Source organism: Streptomyces odontomachi (genome assembly GCF_024435355.1).
Classification (GTDB): domain Bacteria; phylum Actinomycetota; class Actinomycetes; order Streptomycetales; family Streptomycetaceae; genus Streptomyces; species Streptomyces odontomachi.
The window spans coordinates 52,345-69,964 of sequence record NZ_JAMJWG010000035.1 but is presented as its reverse complement, the minus strand read 5'-3'; the positions used below and the strand labels follow the sequence as shown (position 1 = coordinate 69,964).

The 17,620-nt window shown below is 70.3% G+C and carries 12 protein-coding genes; 3 read left to right on the top strand and 9 right to left on the bottom strand.

Annotated elements, in window-relative coordinates:
* Positions 1-180: 180 nt before the first annotated feature.
* From NQO67_RS40430 to thyX, 3 genes are all read right to left on the bottom strand, one after another.
* Positions 181-1,866 (bottom strand): ribonuclease J, encoded by a 1,686-nt coding sequence (locus NQO67_RS40430; RefSeq protein WP_255955555.1) that lies wholly within the window; start codon positions 1,864-1,866, stop codon positions 181-183.
* A gap of 359 nt (positions 1,867-2,225) precedes the next feature.
* Complete coding sequence (gene dapA, locus NQO67_RS40425; protein WP_255955554.1) at positions 2,226-3,125, bottom strand: 4-hydroxy-tetrahydrodipicolinate synthase; 900 nt, start codon at positions 3,123-3,125, stop codon at positions 2,226-2,228.
* 313 nt (positions 3,126-3,438) lie between these two features.
* A complete protein-coding gene (thyX, locus tag NQO67_RS40420; protein WP_255955553.1) occupies positions 3,439-4,179 on the bottom strand; it encodes an FAD-dependent thymidylate synthase in 741 nt (246 codons plus the stop codon).
* Between the two features lie 358 nt (positions 4,180-4,537).
* On the opposite strand from thyX, the gene NQO67_RS40415 reads away from it, so the two are divergent.
* Together NQO67_RS40415 and NQO67_RS40410 are read left to right on the top strand one after the other, a co-directional pair.
* Positions 4,538-4,789, top strand: a complete 252-nt coding sequence (locus NQO67_RS40415; RefSeq protein WP_255955551.1) for a hypothetical protein — start codon at positions 4,538-4,540, stop codon at positions 4,787-4,789.
* A 151-nt stretch (positions 4,790-4,940) separates the two neighbouring features.
* Positions 4,941-5,495 (top strand): SCO5741 family PH domain-containing membrane protein, encoded by a 555-nt coding sequence (locus NQO67_RS40410; RefSeq protein WP_255955550.1) that lies wholly within the window; start codon positions 4,941-4,943, stop codon positions 5,493-5,495.
* Between the two features lie 58 nt (positions 5,496-5,553).
* On the opposite strand, the gene NQO67_RS40405 is transcribed toward NQO67_RS40410, so the two are convergent.
* From NQO67_RS40405 to eccD, 6 genes are all read right to left on the bottom strand, one after another.
* Entirely contained in the window at positions 5,554-6,006 is a 453-nt protein-coding gene (locus NQO67_RS40405; RefSeq protein ID WP_255955549.1) for a tetratricopeptide repeat protein, read from the bottom strand.
* Positions 6,007-6,023: 17 nt separating this feature from the next.
* Positions 6,024-6,776 carry a 4-hydroxy-tetrahydrodipicolinate reductase gene (dapB, locus tag NQO67_RS40400; protein ID WP_255955548.1) on the bottom strand — a complete coding sequence of 251 codons (753 nt, stop codon included), beginning with the start codon at positions 6,774-6,776 and terminating at the stop codon, positions 6,024-6,026.
* Between the two features lie 136 nt (positions 6,777-6,912).
* Positions 6,913-8,307 (bottom strand): M16 family metallopeptidase, encoded by a 1,395-nt coding sequence (locus NQO67_RS40395; RefSeq protein WP_255955546.1) that lies wholly within the window; start codon positions 8,305-8,307, stop codon positions 6,913-6,915.
* Positions 8,304-10,538 (bottom strand): polyribonucleotide nucleotidyltransferase, encoded by a 2,235-nt coding sequence (locus NQO67_RS40390; protein WP_255955544.1) that lies wholly within the window; start codon positions 10,536-10,538, stop codon positions 8,304-8,306. Before NQO67_RS40390 ends, NQO67_RS40395 begins: the two co-directional genes overlap by 4 nt.
* A gap of 419 nt (positions 10,539-10,957) precedes the next feature.
* Complete coding sequence (gene rpsO / locus NQO67_RS40385; RefSeq protein ID WP_255955543.1) at positions 10,958-11,245, bottom strand: 30S ribosomal protein S15; 288 nt, start codon at positions 11,243-11,245, stop codon at positions 10,958-10,960.
* A gap of 245 nt (positions 11,246-11,490) precedes the next feature.
* Positions 11,491-13,002, bottom strand: coding sequence for a type VII secretion integral membrane protein EccD (gene eccD, locus NQO67_RS40380; RefSeq protein ID WP_374119286.1), 1,512 nt, complete (start codon positions 13,000-13,002; stop codon positions 11,491-11,493).
* A gap of 439 nt (positions 13,003-13,441) precedes the next feature.
* On the opposite strand from eccD, the gene eccCa reads away from it, so the two are divergent.
* Entirely contained in the window at positions 13,442-17,413 is a 3,972-nt protein-coding gene (gene eccCa / locus NQO67_RS40375) for a type VII secretion protein EccCa (protein ID WP_255955542.1), read from the top strand.
* Positions 17,414-17,620 lie beyond the last annotated feature (207 nt).

Below are 17,620 nucleotides of genomic sequence, written 5' to 3'. Positions count from 1 at the left end.
TTTCCGACTTTATCAGAAGATCTGATCTGGATCGGAATCCCCTCCTCCGGTCCTCCCGGCGCCCGGTGAGAGCGACTCAGGTTCCCGTTGAGGTGGGGTCGTAAACGTACTGGAGCGGGGCGCCCAGATGCAAATCGAGGCGCCCCGCCCGAAGTTGGTGGCCGGTCCGAGCCGGCCGGATCAGACCTCGACCACGACCGGAACGATCATCGGACGACGGCGGTAGGTGTCGGAGACCCACTTGCCGACCGTACGACGGACGAGCTGTTGGAGCTGGTGGGGCTCGACAACGCCGTCCTGGGCCGAGCGCTGTAGAGCCTCCTCGATCTTCGGGATGACGGCGGAGAAGGCCGCGTCGTCGATACCTGATCCGCGTGCCAGCACATGCGGTCCGGCCGTCATCTTGCCGGTGGTGGAGTCGACGGCGACGAAGACGGAGATGAAGCCTTCGTCTCCGAGGATGCGACGGTCCTTCAGGGATGCCTCGTCGACGTCACCGACGGAGAGGCCGTCCACATAGACGTAACCGGCCTGGACCTTGCCGGCGATCTTCGCCTTGCCCGCGACGAGGTCGACGACCACGCCGTCCTCCGCGATCACGATGTGGTCGTGGGGGACACCGGTGAGGGCCCCGAGCTCGGCGTTGGCACGTAGGTGGCGCCACTCGCCGTGTACCGGCATGAGGTTCTTGGGCCGGCAGATGTTGTAGAAGTACAGCAGCTCGCCGGCCGAGGCATGGCCGGAGACGTGTACCTTCGCGTTTCCCTTGTGGACGACGTTCGCGCCCCAGCGGGTGAGTCCGTTGATCACGCGGTAGACCGCGTTCTCGTTGCCCGGGATGAGGGACGAGGCGAGGATCACCGTGTCGCCCTCGACGATGCGGATCTGGTGGTCGCGGTTGGCCATCCGGGACAGCGCCGCCATCGGCTCGCCCTGCGAACCGGTGCAGATGAGCACGATCTCGTGGTCCGGCAGGTCGTCGAGGGTCTTGACGTCGACGACCAGTCCCGGGGGCACCCGGAGATAGCCGAGGTCACGGGCGATGCCCATGTTGCGGACCATCGAGCGGCCGACGAAGGCGACCCGGCGGCCGTACTCGTGCGCCGCGTCGAGGATCTGCTGGATGCGGTGCACATGGCTGGCGAAACTGGCCACGATGATCCGCTTGCGGGCACTGGCGAAGACCTGGCGCAGCACCTGGCTGATATCCCGCTCGTGCGGCGTGAAGCCGGGCACCTCGGCGTTGGTCGAGTCAGCGAGGAGCAGATCGATGCCCTCCTCGCTGAGCCGGGCGAAGGCGTGCAGGTCGGTGAGGCGATTGTCCAGCGGGAGCTGGTCCATCTTGAAGTCGCCGGTGTGCACGACGAGGCCCGCAGGGGTGCGGATGGCCACGGCGAGGGCGTCCGGAATCGAGTGGTTGACGGCGACGAACTCGCAGTCGAAGGGGCCGATGCGCTCGCTCTGCCCCTCCGCGACCTCCAGCGTGTACGGACGGATCCGGTGCTCCTGGAGCTTCGCCTCGATCAGCGCGAGGGTCAGCTTGGAACCGATCAACGGGATGTCCGGCTTCTCGCGGAGCAGGAACGGTACGCCGCCGATGTGGTCCTCGTGACCGTGGGTGAGAACGATGCCCTCGATGTCGTCGAGGCGCTCCCGCAGGGACGAGAAGTCCGGCAGGATCAGGTCGACTCCGGGCTGCTCCTCCTCAGGGAAGAGCACTCCGCAGTCGACGATCAGCAGACGGCCTCCGAATTCGAAGACGGTCATGTTGCGGCCGATCTCTCCGAGGCCGCCTAGTGGGGTGACGCGCAGACCGCCGGGTGGCAGGTCCGGCGGCGCGCCGAGTTCAGGGTGCGGATGGCTCAAAAGACTCTCCTCACCATGCGCGCCACGTACCCGGGGCACGTGGCGCGCATGATTTCGTGCAATGTGATGGTGCGGGCAAGGGGTGGGCCGCTGCCCGGTGCGGAAGAAGGCAGGGCCGGTGCCCTGCTCCATGACGCGCGGCGCGGGGGATCACGACGTGGCGCGATGCCCTGCGTGGGCCGCTTCCGGTGGGCCCGGAATCGGTGCTGTCGGATCCGGTGGGGCGGATCGGAGTGCTGCGTATGGACTTGTGCAGAGGTGCGTATGGAGTTGTAGGCATGTGTTCCTGTATGTAGATATTCAGTTGTGAAGACTGTGGTGGGTGGGCGGCCTGGGACAGTGCACCGGCGGCCCTTCTTCTATAGCTGTACCCCGCCGGCGGCCAGGTCGATCTTCAGCTGATAGGTCTCTTCGGGCGACAGTTCCACGAGGGGGAGGCGGAGCGGGCCGCCGGGCAGGCCCTGCATACCGAGGGCCGCCTTGGTGGTGATCACGCCTTGGGTACGGAACATGCCGGTGAAGACGGGCAGCAGCTTCTGGTGGATCTCGGTGGCCTTCTGCACGTCACCCGCGGTGAAGGCCTCCAGCATCGCCCGCAGCTCCGGCGTCACGACGTGCCCGACGACGGAGACGAATCCGACGGCGCCGACGGACAGCAGCGGAAGGTTGAGCATGTCGTCGCCGGAGTACCAGGCGAGAGCCGACCGGGCGATGGCCCAGCTGGCCCGTCCGAGGTCGCCCTTGGCGTCCTTGTTCGCGACGATCTTCGGGTGCTCGGCCAGCCGGACGATCGTCTCGGTGTTGATCGGCACTCCGCTGCGGCCGGGAATGTCGTAGAGCATCACCGGCAGCTCGGTGGCGTCGGCGATCGCCGTGAAGTGCTGGTAGAGGCCTTCCTGCGGCGGCTTGTTGTAGTACGGGGTGACGGTCAGCAGGCCGTGTGCGCCGGCCTGTTCGGCGGCTCGGGCCAGCTCGATGCTGTGCCGGGTGTCGTTCGTGCCGACGCCCGCGATGATATGAGCCCGGTCGCCGACGGCCTCCAGGACGGCTCGTACCAGGTCCGTTTTCTCCGCATTGCTGGTCGTCGGCGATTCGCCGGTGGTGCCGTTGAGGACGATGCCGTCGTTGCCCGCGTCGACCAGATGGGTCGCGAGCCGTTGGGCGCCATCGAGGTCAAGAGCACCGTCCGGCGTGAAGGGCGTGACCATGGCGGTGAGGACCCGCCCGAAGGGGGTCTGCGGAGTGGAGGTCGGAGCCATGGGTAATACGCTACTCGCTGCTCAGTGCCCGGTCCCCCCTTGGGGGACGAGACGTATGCGGATAAGAGGCCGCCGAGGCGGTGGTGCGGGCGTGGGTACAGGTGGGGCCCGGCACTGCCTGCTCGGGGGTTCAAGCAATGCCGGGCCCGTCAGATCAGGCTAGATGAACATCGGCAAATACCGCAATACGGACATTTGGCGGAGTCGATTCAACCTCGCCGGCGAGCCGGTACCGGCGCCGTGTCCGGCCGGTCGCCAGCTGCTGGGGACGTCCGCCCTGCCGCGGCGACCGGTGCCGGTGTGCCTGACCTCACTACGGGGCGACCCGGCCGTTGGCGTTGAAGGCCGCGTGGGTGAGCGGCATCAGCCGGGCCCACTGCTCCTCCATCCGCTCGCCGACCATCTCGATCTCGCGCTGCGGGAAGGACGGCACCTTCGCCTCCTCGTGCTGGGTGCGCAGCCCGAGGAAATGCATCAGGGACCGGGCGTTGCAGGTCGCGTACATGGAGGAGAAGAGGCCCACGGGCAGCACCGAGCGTGCCACCTCCCGGGCGACTCCGGCGGCCAGCATCTCCTGGTACGACGCGTAGGCCTGCCGGTACGACTCCTCCATCACACGGGCGGTCAGGTCGTGCTGCTCCTGGGTGCCGGGCACGAAGACGTACTTGCCGGGGCGGCCCTCCTGGACCAGCCGGCGGTCCTCGCCGGGGACGTAGAAGACGGGCTGGAGACGGCGGTAGCGGCCCGACTCCTCGTTGTACGACCAGCCGACGCGGTGCCGCATGAACTCCCGGAAGACGAAGATCGGGGCACTGATGAAGAAGGTCATCGAGTTGTGCTCGAAGGGGCTGCCGTGGCGGTCCCGCATCAGGTAGTTGATCAGGCCCTTGGAGCGCTCCGGGTCCTTCTTCAGCTCGTCCAGGGACTGCTCGCCCGCGGTGGACACCCGGGCAGCCCACAGCACGTCCGTGTCGCTGGCCGCGTGCTTCACCAGCTCTACGCTGACATCGCTGCGGAAGCTGGGCTTGAGGTCGTCGTCTGGGGTCTCGGTCACGGCGCTGGTCCTTCCCTCGCATCTCGGCGCCGCCCACTCTATGGTCCGGCACTGACAACGCCGTCCGCCCGAGGCCGGCTCCGCCACCGGACGGGACGGGGACGACATACCGCGGCGCATCACGGTGTACCGCCGGGAAGGGCCCTAGACTCCCGTGAAGGCGCCCTATGCAGTGTGACCTACGGAACACAGGTGAACTCACACGAATTCCGGTGATTGGGGCACCCATTCGGGCATTCAAGCGTCTGTAGTGGTGGAGGGAGTCGACCCGGCGCCACACCGCGCCGTTCGGTCCTCCGCACAGCTCCACCACACAAGATCCACCTTCACAAGTGAATGTTCGAGGAGAAGCACCCCCATGTTCCGCCGGCGTGAACCCATTCCGTTCGCCTTTATCGCCGAAGCCGACAGGTTCCGTAGCGATGTCACTCCCCCGCCCCGCCAGCGGGCCAGCCGCGGGGAACTGGCCGGCCGGATGCTCCTGGGCCTGACCGTTGCCGCCGGGCTCGTCGGCTCCCTGATCCTGGGCATGCCGGCGCTATCGACGGACCAGACGCCCACCGGAATCCATCAGTCCGAAGCACAGAAGAGCGCAGCCAACGGCCGCTGACCAGCGCGGCAGCTGACCAGCGCAACGTTTGACGCACACCGCACCCACCCCCTCGAGAACCCCGTACCGCGGGACCCGAGGGTGGTGGGTGTTCCGTCTGCTGGATAGCCTCACCCCCATTGCCCGTGCGTGGATCGAGTGAGGATCAGCTGTGCCCCTGCCTTTTCTGACGGCCGCCCGCGCGTACGACGAGGCCCCTGCCAACACCACACTCCCGGTGAACGACCGTGAGCGCTGGCGCCGCCCCTACCGGCTCGGGCCCTGGCGAGTGGGCGTTGCCGCACTGTTGCTGCTGCTGGCGTCGTATGTGCTGGCCGCGGCCGTGATCATCATGCTTGCGGGGACGCTCTCCGGCGCCACGAGCTGTTCGGTGCTGGCGCTGCTCATCATCGGCAGCGCGCTGCGCCTGCTGCGGATGGGGGTCTGGGTGAGCGCGCGCGGGCTGCGCCGCGTCGGCTTCCTCGTGACCCGAACGGTCGGCTGGCACCAGATCACCTTCGTGCGGTCCGCGCAGCAGCCGGTGCGCTGGCTGGGTCTGCCACGCACGGTGCAGGGTGAAGCCCTCATATGGGCGCGCGCGGACCGGCCCGGCGAGCAGCCGCCCCTGCTCACCACGCACGACAGCGACTTCCTGGGCCGTTGGGACGCCTTCGACCGCGCTTCGGACGCCGTGGCGGCCTGGGCCGCGGAGTACCAGCGGCACTGAACCCGACCCGGACCGCCATGTCGCACGGAACCCGGGGCAGCCCTTGCGGCACCGAGGCTCAGACCCGGACCGGCTTGTCGTCGTGCAGAGCGATCGCCCGCCGTATCGCGTGCCGGGCTCGCGGTGTGTCGCGGGCGTCCCGGTAGGCGACGGCAAGCCGGAACCAGCAGCGCCAGTCGTCGGGGGCCTGTTCGGTCTCCGCCCTGCGGCGCCGGAAGGCGGCGTCGGCGGATGCGGGGTCGGCGCGGCCGCTGGGCAGCCGGACCACCTCGTCGGCCGGCAGTCCGCCCTGGGCCCTGAGCTCGGCGGCGAGACGGCCGGCCCGCCAGGCGAACCGGGTGTTGGACCAGAGGAACCACAGGCCGATCACCGGGATCACCAGCACGGCCGCCCCGAGCAGCACGGTGAGCAGGGTGCCGTGCTGGATCAGCAGCAGACCACGTTGGCCGGCCAGGACGACATGGCCCAGGAGAGCGGCGGCCAGGGCCGCGTAGCTGATCTTCGCGCGCATCGGGTACGGGGCGCTCCTCAGCCCAGGTCGAGGAAGTGTTCCAGACCGTAGGTCAAGCCGGGTGCGCCGGCCACGCGCCGCGCCGCAAGCAGGATGCCCGGCATGAAGCTGCTGTGGTGCAGCGAGTCATGGCGGATGGTGAGCGTCTCGCCCTCCCCGCCGAGCAGCACCTCCTGGTGCGCGAGCAGGCCGCGCAGCCGAACCGAGTGCACGGGGACGCCGTCGACGCGGGCGCCACGGGCGCCGTCCAGGGCGGTCGTGGTGGCGTCCGGCTGCTCGGCGCTGCCCGCCCGCGCGCGGGCGGCGGCGATCAGCTGGGCGGTGCGGGCGGCGGTGCCACTGGGCGCGTCGACCTTGTTCGGGTGGTGCAGCTCGATGACCTCGGTGGACTCGAAGTACTGCGCAGCCACCTCGGCGAACTTCATGGTCAGCACGGCGCCGATGGAGAAGTTCGGCGCGATGAACACGCCGGTTCCGGGGGCGTCGGCGAGCCACCCCTTGAGCCGGTCGAAGCGTTCGTCGGTCCAGCCGGTGGTGCCGACGACGGCGTGGATGCCGTGCTGGACGCAGAACTCCAGGTTGTCCATGACGGACGCCGGGGTGGTCAGCTCGATGGCGACCTGGGCGCCGGAGTCTGTCAGGGTCGTCAGGGGGTCGTCCTGCTCCACGGTGGCGACCAGGTCCATGTCCTCGGCCGCCTCGACGGCTCGTGCCGCCTCGGAGCCGATGCGGCCCCGGGCGCCGAGGACGGCCACGCGCAACTTGCTCATTCCTTGATCCTTCTCGCTACGGGCCCGGGTGGCGCCAGCGGGCCCTCGAGGAGCCCTGCCGTCCGGGCGGATGCGGAAACGCCGCCGCCCCCGGAACCGGCCCGACCGGAGCCGGCGGCGTCGGGGCCGGCGGCGGTCAGGCGACGGCGTCGTGCAGCCGGGCGGCCTGCTTGTCCTTGAGCGGGCCGATGACGGACAGCGAGGGACGGTGCCCCAGCAGGTCGCGTGCGACGGCGCGGACGTCGTCGGGGGTGACCGCGGATATGTGGCCGAGCATCTCGTCCACCGACATCTGCTCGCCCCAGCACAGCTCGCTCTTGCCGATGCGGTTCATCAGCGCGCCGGTGTCCTCCAGGCCGAGCACGGTCGAGCCGGAGAGCTGGCCGATCGCCCGGCCGATCTCGTCGTCGGACAGGCCGTGCTGGGCGACCCGGTCGAGCTCGTCGCGGCAGATGCCCAGGACGTCGTGCACCTGGTTCGGCCGGCAGCCGGCGTAGACGCCGAACAGGCCGCAGTCGGCGAAGCCGGAGGTGTACGAGTACACGCTGTAGGCGAGGCCGCGCTTCTCCCGGACCTCCTGGAACAGCCGGGAGGACATGCCCCCGCCCAGGGCGGTGTTCAGCACGCCCATGGCCCAGCGCCGGTCGTCGGTGCGGTGCAGCCCGGGCATGCCGAGGATGACGTGCGCCTGCTCGGTCGCGCGGTCCAGCAGATCGACCCGGCCTGCGGTGCGCACCGCCTTCCGGCCGCTACGGGGGCCCAGCGGCTCGGCGTCGGTCTGGGTGAGGGCGCCCGCCTTGTCGAACGCGGCGCGCACCTGGCGGACCACCTTCTGGTGGTCGATGTTGCCCGCGGCCGCCACGACCAGGTGTCTCGGGTCGTAGTGCCGCTTGTAGAAGCGACGGATACGGTCGGCCGTCAGGCCGTTCACCGTGTCGACGGTGCCGAGTACGGGGCGGCCCAGCGGGGTGTCGCCGAGCATGGTGTGCGCGAACAGGTCGTGCACGCAGTCGCTCGGGTCGTCCTCCGTCATGGCGATCTCTTCGAGGATGACGCCGCGCTCGGCGTCCACGTCGTCCTGGAGGATGAGGGAGCCGGTCAGCATGTCGCAGACCACGTCGATGGCCAGGGGGAGGTCGGTGTCGAGGACGCGTGCGTAGTAGCACGTGTACTCCTTGGCCGTGAACGCGTTCATCTCGCCGCCGACCGCGTCGATCGCGGAGGAGATGTCCAGCGCGGAGCGCTTTTCGGTGCCCTTGAAGAGCAGGTGCTCCAGGTAGTGCGTGGCGCCGTTCAGTGTCGGGGTCTCGTCGCGCGAGCCGACGTGGGCCCAGATGCCGAAGGTGGCGGAGCGGACGGAGGGCAGGGTCTCGGTGACGACACGCAGGCCGCCCGGCAGGACCGTGCGGCGGACGGTGCCGATGCCGTCCTTGCCCTTGAGCAGGGTTTGGGTACGGGCGGAGGGAGACGGGGCGACGGCCCGCACCTGCGAAGAGGTGCGGGCCGTCGGCTTGGAGCCTTGGGACGTCACTTGGCGGCGTCGTCCTTCTTCTCGGCCTTCTCGGCGCCTTCGGCATCGTCCTCGCCCTCGATCACCGGGATCAGGGAGAGCTTGCCGCGGGAGTCGATCTCGGCGATCTCGACCTGGACCTTGTGGCCCACACCGAGGACGTCGTCGACGTTCTCCACGCGCTTGCCGCCGGCGAGCTTGCGGATCTGCGAGATGTGCAGCAGTCCGTCCTTGCCGGGCAGCAGGGAGACGAAGGCACCGAAGGTGGTGGTCTTCACGACCGTACCCAGGTAGCGCTCGCCGACCTCGGGCATCGTCGGGTTGGCGATGCCGTTGATCGTGGCGCGGGCGGCCTCGGCGGAGGGCCCGTCGGCGGCACCGATGTAGATGGTGCCGTCGTCCTCGATGGTGATGTCGGCGCCGGTGTCCTCCTGGATCTGGTTGATCATCTTGCCCTTGGGGCCGATGACCTCACCGATCTTGTCCACCGGGATCTTGACGGTGATGATCCGCGGGGCGTTCGGGGACATCTCGTCGGGCCGGTCGATGGCTTCCATCATCACGTCGAGGATGTGCAGCCGGGCGTCACGGGCCTGCTTGAGTGCGGCGGCCAGCACGGAGGCCGGGATGCCGTCCAGCTTGGTGTCGAGCTGGAGGGCGGTGACGAAGTCCCGGGTGCCGGCGACCTTGAAGTCCATGTCGCCGTAGGCGTCCTCCGCACCGAGGATGTCGGTGAGGGTGACGTAGTGCGTCTCGCCCTCGATCTCCTGGGAGATCAGGCCCATGGCGATACCGGCGACGGGGGCCTTGAGGGGCACGCCCGCGTTCAGCAGCGACATGGTGGAGGCGCAGACGGAGCCCATGGACGTCGAGCCGTTGGACCCGAGGGCCTCGGAGACCTGGCGGATCGCGTAGGGGAAGTCCTCGCGGGCGGGCAGTACCGGCACCAGGGCGCGCTCGGCGAGGGCGCCGTGGCCGATCTCGCGGCGCTTGGGGGAGCCGACGCGGCCGGTCTCGCCGGTGGAGTAGGGCGGGAAGTTGTAGTTGTGCATGTAGCGCTTGCGGGTCACCGGGGAGAGGGTGTCCAGCTGCTGCTCCATGCGGAGCATGTTCAGGGTGGTGACGCCCAGGATCTGGGTCTCGCCACGCTCGAACAGCGCGGAGCCGTGCACCCGCGGGATGGCCTCGACCTCGGCGGCCAGGGTGCGGATGTCGGTGACTCCGCGGCCGTCGATGCGCTTCTTCTCCTTGATGACGCGCTCGCGCACCAGCTTCTTGGTGAGCGCGCGGTAGGCACCGGAGATCTCCTTCTCGCGGCCCTCGAACTGCGGCAGCAGCTTCTCGGCGGCGAGCGACTTGACGCGGTCCAGCTCGGTCTCGCGCTCCTGCTTGCCGGCGATGGTGAGGGCGGCGGCGAGCTCGTCACGCACGGCGGCGGTGAGCGCCTCCAGGACGTCGTCCTGGTAGTCGAGGAAGATCGGGAACTCGCCGGTGGGCTTGGCCGCCTTGGCTGCGAGGTCCGACTGGGCCTTGCAGAGGACCTTGATGAAGGGCTTCGCGGCTTCCAGACCGGCGGCGACGACCTCCTCGGTGGGGGCCTCGACGCCGCCTGCGACCAGCTTGATGGTCTGCTCGGTGGCCTCGGCCTCGACCATCATGATCGCGACGTCGCCGTCTTCCAGCACCCGGCCGGCGACGACCATGTCGAAGACGGCATCCTCGAGCTCGGTGTGGGTGGGGAAGGCCACCCACTGGCCCCGGATGAGGGCGACGCGGGTGCCGCCGATCGGGCCGGAGAAGGGCAGCCCGGCGAGCTGGGTGGACGCCGAGGCCGCGTTGATCGCCACGACGTCGTAGAGGTGGTCGGGGTTGAGCGCCATGATCGTCTCGACGATCTGGATCTCGTTGCGCAGGCCCTTCTTGAAGGAGGGGCGCAGGGGGCGGTCGATCAGGCGGCAGGTGAGGATCGCGTCCTCGGAGGGGCGGCCCTCGCGGCGGAAGAAGGATCCGGGGATCTTGCCGGCCGCGTACATGCGCTCTTCGACGTCCACCGTGAGCGGGAAGAAGTCGAGCTGGTCCTTGGGCTGCTTGGAGGCCGTGGTGGCCGACAGCACCATGGTGTCGTCGTCCAGGTAGGCGACGGCGCTGCCGGCGGCCTGCTTGGCCAGCCGGCCCGTCTCGAAGCGGATGGTACGGGTGCCGAAGGAGCCGTTGTCGATGACGGCTTCGGCGTAGTGGGTCTCGTTCTCCACTAGCGGTTTCTCCGTTACGTATCGTCAGTGTCCCCGGCGCGTGTGCCGGGGACGGGCGGAGAAGCGCACCTTGTGTGCTGGCCGGTCTTCGATCGAAGCACCCGGGGTTCGCCCGGGGGCCACTACCGAGGACCGGCGGCGGCTGGGCTGCGCTCCTCCCCTTATGTCATGGCTGGTTCTCTTGGGTGCGGCGGCTCGCTGCCGTCGCGTACCGCTGTCTTTTGTTGAGTTCTTGTGCCCCAGACTACAAAGTCACGGTGACACTCCGCACCCACAGGTTCCGGAGCACGTCCCCCACCTGTCCGGGCCGAGCCGGACGGACGGGCGTTGCCGCACGTGAGGGCGTGGCTGGATGCGTTCGCAGCTACGGCGAAGGGAGCGGTTCCCTCGGGTGGGGGAACCGCTCCCTTCACGGCCTGCTACCTGGCGCCGGCGGCACCGCGGCGGATGCCCAGGCGCTCGACCAGCGTCCGGAAGCGCTGGATGTCCTTCTTGGCCAGGTACTGGAGCAGCCGGCGACGCTGGCCGACCAGGATCAGCAGACCACGACGCGAGTGGTGGTCGTGCTTGTGCGTCTTGAGGTGCTCGGTCAGGTCCGAGATGCGCCGGGACAGCAGGGCGACCTGGACCTCCGGGGAGCCGGTGTCGCCCTCCTTGGTGGCGAACTCGGTCATGATCTGCTTCTTCGTGGTGGCGTCGAGCGACACGCTGCACTCCTGAATTCGTTGCGTATGCCACCGAGTGCCCCTGGTCTTCGTCTCAGGGAGGCTTCCGTGACTCGGGAGGCGGGGATCCGCTGGGCGCTGCCTCCAGATCACCTGAGCACGGGGATCCGGGGGCGCGTACACAAACGGCCGGTGAACAGGTTACCAGCCGTACGGAGCCGCCCCGTCACCGGCTGTCCGCGACGGGCCGCCACGCCGCCGGCGGCCGCCGCTCGGCGCCGCGGGGCTCAGCTCGTCATGGCCCGGGCGGCCGCGAAGACGTCGAAGACCGCGAGGGTGAGCGGCACCAGCGTGATCAGGACGAAGCCTTCGGCGATCTCCAGGAAGCGGCCCCAGAAGGGGGTGATGCCCTTGTTCGGGACGATCAGGCCGACGGCGGTGGTGAGCGCCGCGGTGGCGCCGATGACCGCCGCCAGCCACAGGGTGCGGATGTCCAGGTCACGGCTGTCGCCGGTGAGCGCGTGCTGGATCATGGTGAGCGGCGGGTTCAGGCTCAGCCCGACGCCCAGCAGCACCAGCGCGGTCAGGCCCGCGGCCAGCGCCGCCACGACCTGGGCGGTGTAGCGGAAGAGCCGGGCGCGCATGAGCATGGCGAGTCCGGTGGCGAGCGCGAGCAGCTGGCCCCAGAGGTTGTCGGAGAAGCCGAGGACCGCGGCGGCGCCCACCGACACCAGGGCGCATCCGCCGACGAGCCCGACCAGCAGTTCGTGGCCGCGGCGTGCCTGGGCGGCGATGCGTTCGGCGTCGACGGGCTGGTGCGGCCCGAGGTCGGACGCCGAGCCGCTGCCGCCGGGCGAGGCGTGCGGGGAGGAGAACCCGATCGGCAGCCGGGCGAAGCGCATGGACATGCCGGGCAGGAAGGCCAGTGCCCCGACGGCGACGGGGGCGCACACGGCCGCGGTCTCCACCGGTGCCCACTCGGTGAGGCTGGCCACGAAGACGGTGACCAGACCGACGCCCGAGGCGAAGACGAACGCGACGAAGGGTCCGTCGCCGCCGGGTGAGATGAGGGTGAGGAAGATCGTGGCGACCAGCACCGCGGCACAGGCGAGCAGGAACTGAAGGCGCCCGATGCCGTGACCCGCGTCCAGCGGCAGCAGTCCGGATCCGGCCACCGCCACGTTGGGCAGGGCACCGAGGCCCAGTGCGACGGCCGACCCCCGGTCGTCGTACACCCGGGCCCGTACCGCGGCGAGGGTGACGAGCAGGATGCCGGCGACGGCGCCGAGGATGCCGGGCAGGCCGTGCATGTCGTGGCCCGGCCGGGTGATCCACAGCATGAAGGCGAGCAGCGCCGGCAGGACGCCGCCGGCGATCAGGCCGGCGCCGCGGGTGAGGCTCTCGTTCCACAGCGTGCTGTCGCGGGAGACGGCGGAGGCGACCGCGTCGGAGACGTCGTCGTAGACCGCGGGCGGCAGGGAGTCGGCGAACGGGCGCAGGCTCAGCAGCTCGCCGTCGAGGACGCCCTGTGCGGCGAAGCTGCGCGCGCTCTCCAGCACGGAGCCGTCGCGGCGCACCAGGTGGTAGCCGACGGGGGCGCCCTCGGCCGGGCTCTGCGCGGACAGCCGCAGCACCTCGGGGTACAGGTCGGCGACCGGGACGTCGTCGGGCAGGGCCACGTCGACGCGGCTGTCGGGGGCGACGATGGTGACGCGGCAGAAACCGAGTTCCGACCGGACGGTGGACTGTGCCGCCAGGCCCGGACCGCCGGGACCGGCGCCCGTCATCGAGGACACCATGCTCACCTGCTTCTCCCCCTCACGGGTCGTGGGCCCCTTGTCCCCGCACGGGCCAAGGCCGCCTGTCCGGCCACCACTTCCTCGCCTGCCCGCGATCCGGCCGCCGCTGCCGGGCCGGCCGCTGCCACCCGTGGGTGCGTGCGGTCCGCGTACCGCCCGCCCGGGGCGTCCTTCGACGGTTTGCGGCAGGCCGTGTCCCGCCGGCCGGACGGCGGGACGACGACCCGCCGTTCGAAAACCGGGCAGCTGGCCCGGGGCCACCGGGCGTCCCACCTGCCCCGCTTTCGACGGCGAGTTCGCGTCTGCGCAGGCATGCGGAGTACACCCTACCGTCCGCACACCCGGTCATATGTCAGTAGGATCAGGCGGCAGTCGGCGTCCGTCCGACACCACACAGGGCGCCTGCCGACTTCCGCATCCGGCACGGAATGGACGAGCAGTGAGCCAGATCATCGTCAAGCGCCCATCGCGGGTTCTGCCGTCGGAAGTGCCGACGGAGGAGATCGAGCTACAGCCGCCGCCCGAGCTGCCCCGGGGCCAGCAGGAGGGCGCGCTCATGCAGCTGCTGCCCATGCTCGGCATGGGCGGTTCCGTGGTGTTCTACTTCATGCCCACCACCCAGCCCTTCATGAAGGTGATGGGTGGCGTGATGGTGGCGTCGTCGGTGGCCATGGCGATCGCGATGATCGTCCGCTACCGCCGCGGCACCCAGGGCGAACTGGCGGGCATGCGCCGCGACTACCTGCTCTATCTCGCCCAGACCCGGCAGGCCGTGCGGGAGACCGCGCGTGCGCAGCGCGACGCGCAGTACTACCTGCACCCCTCCCCGGAACAGCTGTGGGCGCTGGTCGCCGAGGGCAGCAGGGTGTGGGAACGGCGGCCCGCCGACGAGGACTTCGCGCAGGTCCGCATCGGGCTCGGCCCGCAGTCCCTGGCCTCCCCGCTGATCGCGCCGCAGACCAAGCCGGTGGAGCAGCTCGAGCCCCTCACCGCGGATGCCATGCAGCGCTTCCTCGCGCTGCACAGCACTCTGGACGCGCTGCCCATGGCGGTCTCGCTGCGCGCCTTCTACCACCTGACCATCAGCGGCGACCCTGACTCGGCGCGCGCCACCGCGCGTGCCCTGGCGGCCTCGCTCGCCTCGCTGCACTCGCCCGAGGACCTGATGATCGCGGTGGCGGCCGGGCGGAACGCGACGGCCGAGTGGGACTGGGCGAAGTGGCTGCCGCACACCCAGCTCGCCGGCTTCACGGACGGCGCCGGCAGCCGGCGGTTGATCTCCACCGACACGATGGAGATCGAGGAGTTGCTGGCCGCCCGTCTCGACGGCCGGCCCCGCTTCCATCCGGCCGGTGCGCCGCTGCCGGAGCAGCCGCACATCGTCGTCATCCTGGACGGTGTCTCCCTGCTGCCGGTCTCCCGGCTGGCGTCGCCGGAGGGTCTCCAGGGCGTGACGGTGGTCGAGGTCGTGGCCGGCGAGTTGTCCGGTGCGCGCGGCGGCCTGTCGGTCGTGGTGCACCCGCAGTCGGTCCGCCTGGAGTCGGACGACGGCCTGGTCTACGAGGGCTCTCCCGACCTGATGTCCTACCCGGCGGCCGAGGCGCTGGGCCGCCAGCTCGCCCCGCTGCGGGTGGCCACCGGTGCCGACGACGACGAGCCCCTGCTGGCCAACCTGGAGTTCACCGACCTGCTGGGCCTCGGCGACCCGGCCTCGGTGGACACCAAGCGCACCTGGCGCCCGCGGGCCCTGGCGGAGCGGCTGAGGGTGCCCATCGGGCTCGGTGAGGACGGCCGCCCGGTGATGCTCGACCTGAAGGAGGCCGCCCAGGAGGGCATGGGCCCGCACGGGCTGTGCGTCGGCGCCACCGGGTCCGGCAAGTCGGAGCTGCTGCGCACCCTGGTGCTCGGCCTTGCGGTCACCCACTCGTCGGAGACGTTGAACTTCGTGCTCGCGGACTTCAAGGGTGGTGCGACCTTCGCCGGCATGGCGCAGATGCCGCACGTCGCCGCGGTGATCACCAACCTGGCGGACGACCTGACCCTGGTCGACCGCATGGGCGACTCGATCCGCGGTGAGCTCAACCGCCGCCAGGAGATGCTGCGGGACGCCGGCAACTACGCGAACATCCACGACTACGAGAAGGCCCGCGCCGCGGGTGCCCCGCTCCAGCCCGTTCCGTCGCTGGTGCTCGTCATCGACGAGTTCAGCGAGCTGCTGACCGCCAAGCCCGACTTCATCGAGATGTTCGTGCAGATCGGCCGTATCGGCCGGTCGCTCGGCGTGCACCTGCTGCTCGCCTCGCAGCGCCTGGAGGAGGGCCGGCTGCGCGGCCTGGAGACGTACCTGTCCTACCGGGTGGGTCTGCGGACCTTCTCGGCCGCCGAGTCCCGCGCCGCGCTCGGCGTCCCCGACGCGTACCACCTGCCCAACGTGCCCGGTTCCGGCTACCTGAAGTTCGGTACCGACGAGATGGTGCGGTTCAAGGCGGCGTACGTCTCCGGGGTGTACCGCTCGGGCGCCGAGCAGGTGGTGCAGGGCGGGCCGGTGCCGATCGACCGGCGGCCGGTGCTGTTCACCGCGGCGCCGGTGCCCGTGCGCTACCTCGAACAGCCTCGGCAGGAGGAGGCGGCCCCCGAGCGCGACCCGGCCTCCGACGCGCTCGCCGACACCGTTCTCGACGTGATCGTGCGCCGGTTGGAGGCGCAGGGTCCGGCGGCGCACCAGGTGTGGCTGCCGCCGCTGGACAGCCCGCCGCCGCTGGACGCCCTGCTGCCCGGTCTGACGCCGGTGCAGGGCCGCGGCCTGACCCAGCCGGGCTACGAGGGCGCCGGCCGGCTCGTCGTCCCCGCCGGCCTGGTGGACAAGCCGTACGAGCAGCGCCGTGACCCGCTCTGGCTGGACTTCTCGGGCGCGGCCGGCCACATGCAGCTCATCGGCGGTCCGCAGTCCGGCAAGTCGACCCTGCTGCGCACCATCATCGCCTCCTTCGCCCTCACCCACACCCCGCACGAGGTGCAGTTCTACGGGCTCGACTTCGGCGGTGGCGGCATGTCGGCGGTCGCCGGCCTGCCGCACGTCGGCGGGGTCGCCTCCCGTCTCGACCCGGAGAAGGTGCGGCGCACCGTCTCCGAGGTGTACGGGGTGCTGACCGGCCGCGAGGAGTACTTCCGGGCCACCGGCATCAGCTCCATAGCGGAGTACCGCACCCGGCGTGCCCGTGGCGAGATCTCGGTGACCGACCAGCCGTTCGGCGATGTCTTCCTGATCATCGACGGCTGGGGGAACTTCCGCTCCGACTACGAGCCCCTGGAGGACTTCGTCCTCGACATCGCGGCTCGCGGGCTCGGCTACGGGATCCACCTGATCCTGTCCGCGTCCCGTTCGATGGAGGTCCGCTCCAACCTGAAGGACCAGCTCGGCAACCGGCTGGAGCTGCGGCTGGGTGACCCGATGGACTCCGAGTTCGACCGCAAGGCCGCGGCGAACGTGCCGACCGGGGTGCCGGGCCGTGGCCAGTCACCGCAGAAGCTGCACTTCATGGCGGCGGTGCCGCGGATCGACGGGCTGACCTCCGACACCGAGCTCGCCGAGGCCACCACCTCGCTGGCCGCCGAGGTCGCCCGGCACTGGACGGTGCCCGGGGCGCCCGAGGTACGGCTGCTGCCGCGCGAGTTCTCCGCGGCGGAGCTGCCCGCCGGCCATCTGCACCCCGAGCGCGGTGTCGCCTTCGCCCTCGACGAGAACAACCTGGCGCCGGTCTTCGTCGACTTCGACCAGGACCCGTTCCTCGTCGTCTACGGCGAGAGCGAGTCGGGCAAGTCGAACCTGCTGCGGTTGCTGATCAAGCAGCTCTGCGAGCGCTACACGGGCGACGCCTGCAAGTTCTTCGTCGTCGACAACCGCCGTGCCCTGCTGGACGTCACACCGCACACGCACCTGGCCGAGTACGTGCCCATGTCGAACGCGATGGGCCACCACGTGCAGGCCCTGGTGGACCTGATGCAGCGCCGCACCCCCACGGCCGAGGTCACCGCCGAGCAGCTGCGCACCCGTAGCTGGTGGCGCGGCCCGACGGTGTTCGTGGTGGTCGACGACTACGACCTGGTCTCCACCTCCAGCGGCAACCCGCTGTCCGAACTCACCGAGCTGCTGCCGTTCGCCCGCGACGTCGGGGTCCGGTTCATCATCGCCCGCAGCTCGGCGGGTGCCGGACGGGCCACCTACGAGCCGTTCATCCAGCGCATGACGGAGCTCGGCTCCCAGGGCCTGGTGCTCGCGGGCGACCCCAGCGAGGGTGACCTGCTGGGCGGCGTCCGCCCCCGGCCGATGCCGGCGGGACGCGGCATCTTCGTCTCGCGTCGCCGCGGCAAGCCGCTGGTTCAGATCGGCCTGCTGCCCCAGCAGCACTGAGAGTGCTCGTTCTCGTCGCCACTGCCCCGGTTCGGCGAACCGGGGCAGTGGCCACTTTTCGGACTCCACCGCACTCGCTCGGGTGTCGGGGAACCGTACGCGGCCCGGCGCAGTCTTGGATTCGTGCGGCCCTGGCCCAACCAGCCCCCTTACCGGGAGCATTGGTAGGTTGACGGCTGCCTCGCGCATTCTGAGGCTAATCGGCTG

What these genes read in the sequence shown, in the direction of transcription:
- dapA (WP_255955554.1), bottom strand. Translation starts at nt 3,125, where the DNA reads ATGGCTCCGACCTCCACTCCGCAGACCCCCTTCGGGCGGGTCCTCACC.
- NQO67_RS40415 (WP_255955551.1), top strand. Translation starts at nt 4,538, where the DNA reads ATGTTCCGCCGGCGTGAACCCATTCCGTTCGCCTTTATCGCCGAAGCC.
- NQO67_RS40405 (WP_255955549.1), bottom strand. Translation starts at nt 6,006, where the DNA reads ATGCGCGCGAAGATCAGCTACGCGGCCCTGGCCGCCGCTCTCCTGGGC.
- dapB (WP_255955548.1), bottom strand. Translation starts at nt 6,776, where the DNA reads ATGAGCAAGTTGCGCGTGGCCGTCCTCGGCGCCCGGGGCCGCATCGGC.
- eccD (WP_374119286.1), bottom strand. Translation starts at nt 13,002, where the DNA reads ATGGTGTCCTCGATGACGGGCGCCGGTCCCGGCGGTCCGGGCCTGGCG.